Below are 8,983 nucleotides of genomic sequence, written 5' to 3'. Positions count from 1 at the left end.
GTAGGTCGCCGCCTTGTTTTAGAAATCCGCATCATTTAGTTGATGCGGATTTTTTTTTGCCTAAAAGTCAAATCGTAGAAAGTAGAAAGTAGAAAATTACTACACACTACGTTAGGGATAATAGTGGAAATCCTTAAAGCAATAGCTTCAAAAAGATTGAAGCCTATAGCCCGACCTGAAGGGAAACGACACAACTTAATTTATATGCTTTGTCAAATTTGTATTCTGTAATTTTACTTGATGAATTTGAATTGGAAAGAAGAGGAATTCTGGAATGCGGTATCCCACGGAGTAGGAATTATTTTGGGAATAGTAGGTTTGTATTTTCTTTTGAAATATAATAATGGAAACTCGGAGTTTAGCACATTAAGCATTCTATTTTATGGTTTTTCTATTATTCTACTATATGCAGCTTCGACCATTTATCACGCAGTAGTTCACGTTTCTTGGAAAACGCTATTTAGAAAAATTGATCATATAAGTATCTATTTTTTAATAGCGGGTACGTATACACCTGTTGCATTAATAACTTTAGAACAGGGAAACGGTTGGTTGATCTTTTGGATTGTTTGGGGTGTCGCGGCAATAGGTACAATTTTAAAAATATACTTGACAGGCCGGTTCGAAGTTCTTTCTTTACTTCTCTATCTAATAATGGGATGGTTAATTATTTTTGACTGGGATAATCTCTTATTCCATACTTTTCAAAAGGGAATTAACTTACTAATATTGGGTGGGATTTTTTATACGGTAGGAATTATATTTTATGCTATAAAAAAGATACCATTTAATCATTTTATTTGGCATCTGTTTGTATTAGGAGGGAGTATTTCTCATTTTATGTTTATTTTTTTAGACGTAATCTAGGCTGTAATAATATCCTGATATTCATACCAGAATAATTCAAACTTTGGCATCGTGTTATTAAAAAAATCAAAAACTTCTGGCCAATGCTTTTTATTATGAATATTCACTTCGTACTTTGTAATATAGATTCTAGAAATAATTTTTCCGCTGCTGCGTAAATAATTTTTTTCAAGAATTATATTATCAGATATTTCTATTCTTAGCAAGTTCTTTAGACTTACAAATTTGTCATAATAATATTCTCTAAATATCTCGTCGTGTGTTTCTATATCAAAAGAAACCATCGCTTTCTCATTGTCAAAACTAAATTTAAGATTTATCTCTTTGACTTTAGTATCGTATAATAACCACTTACGAGGATAGCGTTTTCCGAAGAATATCCAGAATTGTTCTCGTATTTGTTTAGATTCTTCTCTACTGAACATAATTAAAGCATATAGGCTAAACCAATCCCTAATAAGATAACACCAAACTTAGTGGCGTTGAATTGATGATTTTTTGAAGATTCAAATAAAATTGTGGTTGAGACGTGAAGTAATACGCCAACTACAAGCGCATTTATATCGTTTCTAATACTTTCTGACCAAAAATCTAAAGTTGCTAAATAACTACCTAATGGTGTCATTAGTGCAAATAATAGGAGGAAAATTATGATTTGTATTCTGCTAATATTTGAAGCAAGTAAAAATGAGCTTATAATGATAGCTATGGGTATTTTGTGAACTACGATACCGTAAACTAAATCTTGATTTTGAGAAAGCGGAAAACCTTCAAATGCTGAATGCACACATAGACTTGCAAAAAGTAACCATGGGATTGTTTTTGTATTTTGGTCTAAGTGCAAATGACCGTGTTCTGCACCTCTAGATAAAAATTCAAGGAGTATTTGAAGTAGTAATCCCGCCATTATTAATAGGCCTATATTTTTAGAACCTGAGGCGTATAATTCTGGAAGAAATTCAAAAATTGTTATTGAAAGTAAAAATGCGCCACTAAAAGCTAAGAGCAATTTAACGGCATTATTAATAGCGGGTTTAAAAAGTAATGCAAGTATAAATCCCAGCAAAACCGCTGCGACAGGTAATATAAATATCATAGAATTATTGGCTAGATTCCGTTAGTCGTAATTGACCGATAAAATTAACCTATTTTTGCAATCTAAATTTTTACAATGGAAGGGAACTTTAAAATGCTAGCCAAAACAATGTTTGGCTTTGAAGAATTACTAGCTCGAGAATTACGTGAATTAGGTGCAGGAGATGTAGAAATAGGTACTAGAAGTGTCTCTTTTAGTGGTGATAAGGGGTTTATGTACAAAGCAAATCTGTGCTGTAGAACAGCTATTAAAATTCTTAAACCGCTTAAGACATTTACTATTAAGGATGAAGATGCTTTATATGATGCCGTTAAAAGCATAGACTGGAGTCAATATATGCGTGTTAATGACACGTTTGCTATAAATGCGACAATTAGTGGTGAAGAGTTTACGCACTCCTTATTTGTTGCGCAAAAGGCAAAAGATGCGGTTGTAGATCAATTTAGAGAAAATACGGGTGAGCGTCCAGATGTAGATCTTAAATTCCCTAGTTTGAGTATAGATATTCATATACGAAACAATACCTGTAATATATCATTAGACAGTAGTGGTGTGTCATTGCATCAACGAGGCTACCGACTAGCAACAAATATAGCACCTATTAATGAAGTACTTGCCGCAGGATGTTTAATGCTTGCGGGTTGGAAAGGGCATAGCGATTTCTTAGATCCTATGTGTGGTAGTGGTACGATGCTGATCGAGGCAGCGATGATTGCTTGTAATATACCGCCTAATTTAAATAGAAAACAATTTGGTTTTGAAAACTGGCATGATTGGGATCCAGATTTATTTGATGTAATTGAGGAGTCTGCACTAAAGAAAATACGTGAATTTCATTTTACAATCTCAGGATATGACAAGGCGCCTTCGGCTGTTGAAAAAGCTATTGAGAATGTAAGAAATGCTGAATTGAGCGAATTTATAGCTATCAAGGAAGCTGACTTTTTTAAGACTGAAAAGGAAAAAGAACGTCATCTTCATATGGTGTTTAACCCTCCATATGGTGAACGTCTTGAAATAGATATGGAGCCTTTTTATAAAAGCATAGGAGATACTCTAAAACAAAATTATAAAGATACTGAGGCGTGGTTTATTACTTCTAATTTAGAATCGCTGAAGCATGTGGGGTTACGTACGTCACGTAAAATTAAACTTTACAATGGTTCGTTAGAATCGCGATTAGTAAAGTATGATATTTATGCGGGGTCCAAGAAAGCTAAATTTCAGAAAGAAGAAGAGTAATCTTTTGAAGAGATTTTAAACAAAAAAGGCAACTTGATATTTTAAGTTGCCTTTTTTGTTTAAAGTATTCTTTTTATGACCCTTAGTTTGTGGGTATGAGTGCGTCTTTCTGCATTATAAATACCGGTATGATCTATACGATCTATACGTACTTCACCGTGGCAATGAATAATGTAATTATCCTGTAGCATTATGCCTACATGCACAATTCGGCCTTCATCATTATCAAAAAAGGCAAGATCTCCAGGTTCGCTTTCTTCAATGAAACTTAAGGCTTCTCCTTGTGCAGCCTGTTGAGAGGCATCACGTAATAGGGAATGACCATTAAGCCTATATACCATTTGTGTAAAACCGCTGCAGTCTAAGCCAAAAGGTGTTCTCCCTCCCCATAAATAAGGACTTTTTAAATAGAGTAGTGCTGTATTTATAAAAGATGTTTTGTCATTTACTGAACTTGCCGTATTACCTTCATACAAGTCGCCTGTTAAATCTAGATTTGCCAATTGAGCTCCCAGTGGAATGCTAAGAATATGAGAGTCTGAAGAAGTAGCCATTTGTAATAAATCGCTGGCAAGAACTGGTTGTTTATCTTCCGCGACAGCGTAATTTTCTTCAGAAATCTCTTTATACTGCTTATTATCTATCCACCCCTCATACTTATCGTGTGCGAGGCGAATGCGACTCCATTTTTTACGAATCTCGAGTACTTTAAAATGTTCTCCATAAAGTACTTGGTTAATCATCTCGGCCTGGTCTGCAGGCTCTAAACGCATAGGTATAATACTTAATGGGCAAATGCCGTAATTCATCAGGCGGTTTTGAAATTTTTGTAAAAGTAATTCAAATGCTTTTTACCCACCAATGAGATTATTAACATCTGATCTAAAATGCGCCTTATTACCTAGAAATAACCATTGCCGAAGCACCACCACCACCATTACAGATTGCTGCTGCACCCAGATTAGCATTCTCTTGTTTTAGAACATTAATAAGTGTAATTAAAATACGCACACCACTGCAGCCTAAAGGATGGCCAAGTGAAACCGCACCACCATTTATATTAACATTGTCTGCAGTTAAGCCTAAAATTTTCATGTTAGCTAAGCCTACAACAGAAAACGCCTCATTAAATTCAAAGAAATCAATCTCGTCTTGATTAACTCCTGCTTTAGCTAAAGCTTTAGGTAAGGCTTTTGAAGGTGCAGTTGTAAACCACTCCGGTTCGTGTGCTGCATCTGCATATCCTTTTATCGTACACAAAATTTCAAGGCCTAACTCATTAGCTTTTTCTTTACTCATAACGATTACCGCACCGGCACCATCATTTATAGTTGAAGCATTAGCTGCTGTTACAGTGCCATCTTTTGAAAAGGCGGGACGTAAACCTGCAATCTTATCCATTCTAACATTTTTAAACTCTTCATCTTCATCAACGATTGTAGGTTCACCGCGACGCTGGGGAACTTCTACAGGGATTACTTCATCTTTAAATTTACCAGCTTCCCAGGCGGCAGCAGAGCGTTTGTAGCTTTCTATTGCAAATGCATCTTGATCTTCTCTAGAAAAATCATATTCTTTTGCACATAAGTCTGCACATACTCCCATGGCATTACCATCATATGCATCTACCAAACCGTCTTTTTGCATTCCGTCTATAAGCGTAGCTGAGCCAAATTTAGTTGCGTTGCGCATATGAACATAATGAGGGATTTGACTCATACTCTCCATACCGCCGGCTACGACAACATCATTATCTCCTAGTGCGATTGATTGAGCAGCAAGCATCACTGCTTTCATCCCAGAAGCACACACTTTATTTACAGTTGTACATGGTACAGTGTCTGGTATTCCTGCATTTAACGCAGCCTGGCGAGCAGGAGCTTGCCCTACGCCAGCTTGTACCACATTACCCATAAAAACTTCAGTGACCAGGGTAGGGTCTAAATTAATTCTAGACAACGCACCTCTAATTGCTGCTGTACCAAGATCAACGGCAGTTAAGGATGATAAACTTCCAAGAAAACTACCTATGGGTGTACGTACAGCAGATACAATGACAACTTCTTTATGCATAATATGTGATTTTTATTTAAAATTTTAAGCTCCGTAAATTTAGTCATTTTATTACGAAAACGTTATTATTGGGCAACAGCCTCGTATATAATCTCAACCATTTAATTTTAGTACTTTTACTCTTGAAATTGAGTTAAAAAAGAAGTTGCTTCAGGTTGCAGACTGTGCTCAAAAGTGAATATTGATGATAGAATTGCTTCGCAATTAAGTTATTTAGCTTCCTTTTTTAATACAATTGTTTTCGTTAGCTATATGAAGGACATTTTAAATAGATTTTATAAAAATCAAGGATCATTATACAAGATTTTGTTATGTATTGTGAGTACAATTCTTATTGTATATCTTTTTCCGAAGAGTGGAAAATTTCAGTTTGATTTTCAACAGAATAAACCCTGGCAGTATGATAATTTATATGCTCCGGTTGATTTTGCAATATTAAAAAGTGAAGATCAGTTAGAGCGTGAGCGTTCTGAAGCTGAAAATAATATCATTCCTTATTTTATATATGATCAGGATATAGCTAACCAATCTAAAGCGGCTTATGAAAATCAATTTGCATCTGTATTTACAGATTCAATATTTAGAGATCGGCAGAAAGAGCTAAAAGCTTTTGGTTCTAAAATTCTTGAGGATATTTATAAATATGGTGTTATAAGTGATATTGCATCTTTTGAAGACGGGAGAAAAGTTTATCTGCGGCGCGGTAATGAAATTGAAGAAACTTCTATTGAGAATTTAAATACTACTGCAGAAATTACTGTTTTAATCAATAGACGGCTAGTTAACGGGCCTTATGTACAGGCTGTAAATAGATTTAAAGAATTGTTTTTTGATGTAGTACAGCCTAATGTTGTTTATGACGAAAAACTAACCAATAAGGAGTTAAATGCAGAGTTAAGTAAAATAGCACCTACTAAAGGTGTCGTTAATAAAGGAAGTCGTATTGTCGCTAAAGGAGAGATCGTTGAGCAAAACACCTATCAGATCTTAAAATCACTGCAAGCAGAATATGAGTCTCAAACCTGGACTGCGAGCAAATACAACTGGGTCGTATTTGGGTATGTTCTTTTAGTTTCGGTAGCTCTAACTATGTTGTTATTATTTATACGTAATTATAGGGAAGCAGTTTTTGAAAATAATACGAAGGTAACCTTCATATTTTTCAATATAATTTTAATGGTTTTGTTAACCACAATCATTGTCAAGTATGATGCTAATTATGTTTACGTTGTACCACTTTGTATTCTTCCGCTGGTTATAAAGGCATTCTTTGATGCTAGATTGGGTTTGTTTACACACGTTATAGCTATTCTTTTATTAGGCTTTATTGTGCCTAACACTTCAGAATATATGTTTTTGCAAGTAATAGCCGGGATAGTTACCATTCTTACCGTTTCAGAATTGTACAAGAGGGCTAATTTATTTATTTCGGTAGGACAAATAACCTTCATCTATATTTTAGGTTATTTTGCTTTTCATATAATTCATGAGGGAACTGTAGACAATCTCGAGTGGGAGACTTTTAGTATGTTTATCATTACAGGGCTAGCAACACTCTTTGTACAACCTTTAATTTATGCCTATGAGAAAATCTTTAGTTTAGTAAGTGATCTTTCTCTTCTCGAGTTAACAGATACCAACTCTAAATTACTGAAAGATTTGGCAAATAAAGCCCCAGGAACGTTTCATCATAGTTTAAACGTAGCAAACCTTGCTGAAGCCGCGGCAAATGAGATAGGAGCTAACTCAATGCTTACTCGGGTAGGTGCATTGTATCACGATATAGGTAAAATGGCTAATCCTACAGATTTTACTGAAAACCAATCTACAGGTATTAATACTCACGAAGATCTGTCACCTTATGAGAGTGCCCGTATAATTATAGATCACGTAATTAATGGCATAGAAATAGCCCGTAAAAATAATCTTCCAGATCGCGTGATTGATTTTATACGTACGCATCACGGTACAAGTACTGTATATTATTTTTATAAGAAAGCTCAGGAGCAGGATGAAGATGTTAAGATTGAAGATTTTAGATATCCCGGGCCTTTGCCATTTAGTAAGGAAACTGCTATTTTAATGATGGCAGATAGTGTTGAAGCCGCGAGTAAGAGTTTAAAAAATCCTACATCTGTATTAATAGACTCTTTTGTCGAGAAAATTGTTAATAAGCAGATGGACGATAATCAGTTTTTAAATGCGAACATTACATTTAAAGAAATACAAACGATAAAGAAGGTTTTAAAGTCAAAACTGAATAATATTTACCATTTGCGAATAGAATATCCAGAATAATTTTTATGGTGATAATCTTGTTTTCAGGCAATTAAAAAAAGAGTCAAAAAAAAAGCGATAAATTCCCTAAAAACCTTTGGTTGATTTAAAAGTTAGATATATATTTGCACCCGCGTTTTGAGAGAGACGCTTCGTTCTTAAGGAGAGGTGCCAGAGTGGTAATGGAGCAGATTGCTAATCTGTCGACGGGTAACTGTCGCCAGGGTTCGAGTCCCTGTCTCTCCGCAAAACTTTTTAAAATTTACACCTCGGGGTGTAGCGTAGCCCGGTCATCGCGCCTGCTTTGGGAGCAGGAGGTCGCAGGTTCGAATCCTGCCACCCCGACGAACCACTTTACAGTGGGCATCAAAAACCTGTTAATCTATTGATTAACAGGTTTTTTTGTTTTTAATGATATCAATCGATATCATATGAAATCAAGCAAAATGTGTGCAATTGGTGTGCAATAAGGTGTGCAAATTATCGTAGATTTATATAGCATTTAGGCCATCTGGATGTAGTCTTTAAGCAATTAATGTTTAATCTAAAGACCTACAAAATGCCGACAAACAGCACATTAGGCGTGAACTTCTTTACGCGCCCCAAAAGAAACAATCTAAATAAACTGGATATCTATATCAGAATTACAGTCAATAAGAAACGCTCAGAACTGAGTATTAAGCGTGATATTGATGTTAAAGATTGGGATGTACTACGCGTTAAGGCCAAAGAAACTTCAGATTATCTAATCACACTCAACTCTTATATGGACGATGTGAAGGCTGAAGTTTTAAATGCACATAAAGAGCTTCACGCAGAACGAAAGGTAATAACTTCAAAAGCTATAAAGCTGAGATATCTTGGAGAGGACGAAAAGCGAATAACGCTTTTGGAACTAGTGAAGTACCATAACGATAATATGGGACTTTCGCTCAAGCCAGGTACAATGAAAAATTATTACTCAACTGAAAAGTATATCAAGTCATTTCTTTTGGATCATTTCAAAACTGATAACTTTACCTAGTTGATATGAACTACCGTTTTATAACCGAGTTTGAACGCTATATTAGAACCTATAAACCTAAAAAGCAAAGAAAAACCTGTTCTAATAATGGTACAATGAAACATTTAGAACGCCTGATGAAAATGGTCAATCTCGCTGTTAAAATGGAATGGTTACCTAAGGATCCCTTTCAAAGTTTTAAATTAAAGTTAGATCGAACGGAAAGGTGCTACCTAACACAACGAGAACTCGATCGATTAGAAGAAACTCATTTTAATAGTATAGGTTATAAACGGGTAAAAGACTGTTTTTTATTTGCTTGTTACACTGTGTAGGCTTCCCTAAAAACAGGACAGTTGTTAATTCGAATTTACTAATTTTAAATTCACACTGTCACGATGAAAAACAGCAAATTTAGCGAGAGC

The 8,983-nt window shown here is 35.1% G+C and carries 9 protein-coding genes and 2 tRNA genes; 7 read left to right on the top strand and 4 right to left on the bottom strand.

The annotated features are described in order from the left end of the window. Positions 1–240 precede the first annotated feature (240 nt). A complete protein-coding gene (locus ACIGAM_RS17280; protein WP_396512728.1) occupies positions 241–867 on the top strand; it encodes a hemolysin III family protein in 627 nt (208 codons plus the stop codon). Here the strand turns inward: ACIGAM_RS17280 and ACIGAM_RS17275 are convergent. Together ACIGAM_RS17275 and ACIGAM_RS17270 are read right to left on the bottom strand one after the other, a co-directional pair. Continuing rightward, the gene (locus ACIGAM_RS17275) at positions 864–1,292 is read right to left on the bottom strand and encodes a DUF4268 domain-containing protein (protein WP_396512727.1); all 429 of its coding nucleotides are present in this window, start codon (positions 1,290–1,292) and stop codon (positions 864–866) included. The genes ACIGAM_RS17280 and ACIGAM_RS17275 overlap by 4 nt on opposite strands. Before the next feature lie 2 nt (positions 1,293–1,294). Then, complete coding sequence (locus tag ACIGAM_RS17270; RefSeq protein WP_396512726.1) at positions 1,295–1,963, bottom strand: ZIP family metal transporter; 669 nt, start codon at positions 1,961–1,963, stop codon at positions 1,295–1,297. A 75-nt stretch (positions 1,964–2,038) separates the two neighbouring features. Between ACIGAM_RS17270 and ACIGAM_RS17265 the strand changes: the two genes are divergently transcribed. Further along, positions 2,039–3,205: a class I SAM-dependent RNA methyltransferase gene (locus ACIGAM_RS17265; RefSeq protein WP_396512725.1), complete on the top strand. Its 1,167-nt coding sequence runs from the start codon at positions 2,039–2,041 to the stop codon at positions 3,203–3,205. A gap of 59 nt (positions 3,206–3,264) precedes the next feature. Here ACIGAM_RS17265 and ACIGAM_RS17260 read toward each other — a convergent pair whose 3' ends face one another. Together ACIGAM_RS17260 and ACIGAM_RS17255 are read right to left on the bottom strand one after the other, a co-directional pair. Further along, positions 3,265–4,014 carry a C40 family peptidase gene (locus ACIGAM_RS17260; RefSeq protein WP_396512724.1) on the bottom strand — a complete coding sequence of 250 codons (750 nt, stop codon included), beginning with the start codon at positions 4,012–4,014 and terminating at the stop codon, positions 3,265–3,267. 88 nt (positions 4,015–4,102) lie between these two features. Beyond that, the gene (locus ACIGAM_RS17255; RefSeq protein WP_396512723.1) at positions 4,103–5,278 is read right to left on the bottom strand and encodes an acetyl-CoA C-acyltransferase; all 1,176 of its coding nucleotides are present in this window, start codon (positions 5,276–5,278) and stop codon (positions 4,103–4,105) included. 252 nt (positions 5,279–5,530) lie between these two features. Between ACIGAM_RS17255 and ACIGAM_RS17250 the strand changes: the two genes are divergently transcribed. From ACIGAM_RS17250 to ACIGAM_RS17230, 5 genes are all read left to right on the top strand, one after another. Then, positions 5,531–7,576 carry an HD family phosphohydrolase gene (locus ACIGAM_RS17250; protein WP_396512722.1) on the top strand — a complete coding sequence of 682 codons (2,046 nt, stop codon included), beginning with the start codon at positions 5,531–5,533 and terminating at the stop codon, positions 7,574–7,576. A 141-nt stretch (positions 7,577–7,717) separates the two neighbouring features. Further along, positions 7,718–7,801 (top strand) — tRNA-Ser (locus ACIGAM_RS17245). A 24-nt stretch (positions 7,802–7,825) separates the two neighbouring features. Then, positions 7,826–7,900 (top strand) — tRNA-Pro (locus tag ACIGAM_RS17240). Positions 7,901–8,114: 214 nt separating this feature from the next. After that, complete coding sequence (locus tag ACIGAM_RS17235) at positions 8,115–8,579, top strand: Arm DNA-binding domain-containing protein (RefSeq protein WP_396512721.1); 465 nt, start codon at positions 8,115–8,117, stop codon at positions 8,577–8,579. Between the two features lie 5 nt (positions 8,580–8,584). Continuing rightward, positions 8,585–8,893 (top strand): phage integrase SAM-like domain-containing protein, encoded by a 309-nt coding sequence (locus ACIGAM_RS17230; RefSeq protein WP_396512720.1) that lies wholly within the window; start codon positions 8,585–8,587, stop codon positions 8,891–8,893. The last annotated feature ends 90 nt before the right edge of the window (positions 8,894–8,983 follow it).

This window comes from Leeuwenhoekiella sp. NPDC079379 (assembly GCF_044542075.1).
Taxonomy (GTDB): Bacteria; Bacteroidota; Bacteroidia; order Flavobacteriales; family Flavobacteriaceae; genus Leeuwenhoekiella.
The sequence above is the reverse complement of the archived record's forward strand: the minus strand, read 5'-3'. Positions and strand labels throughout refer to the sequence as shown.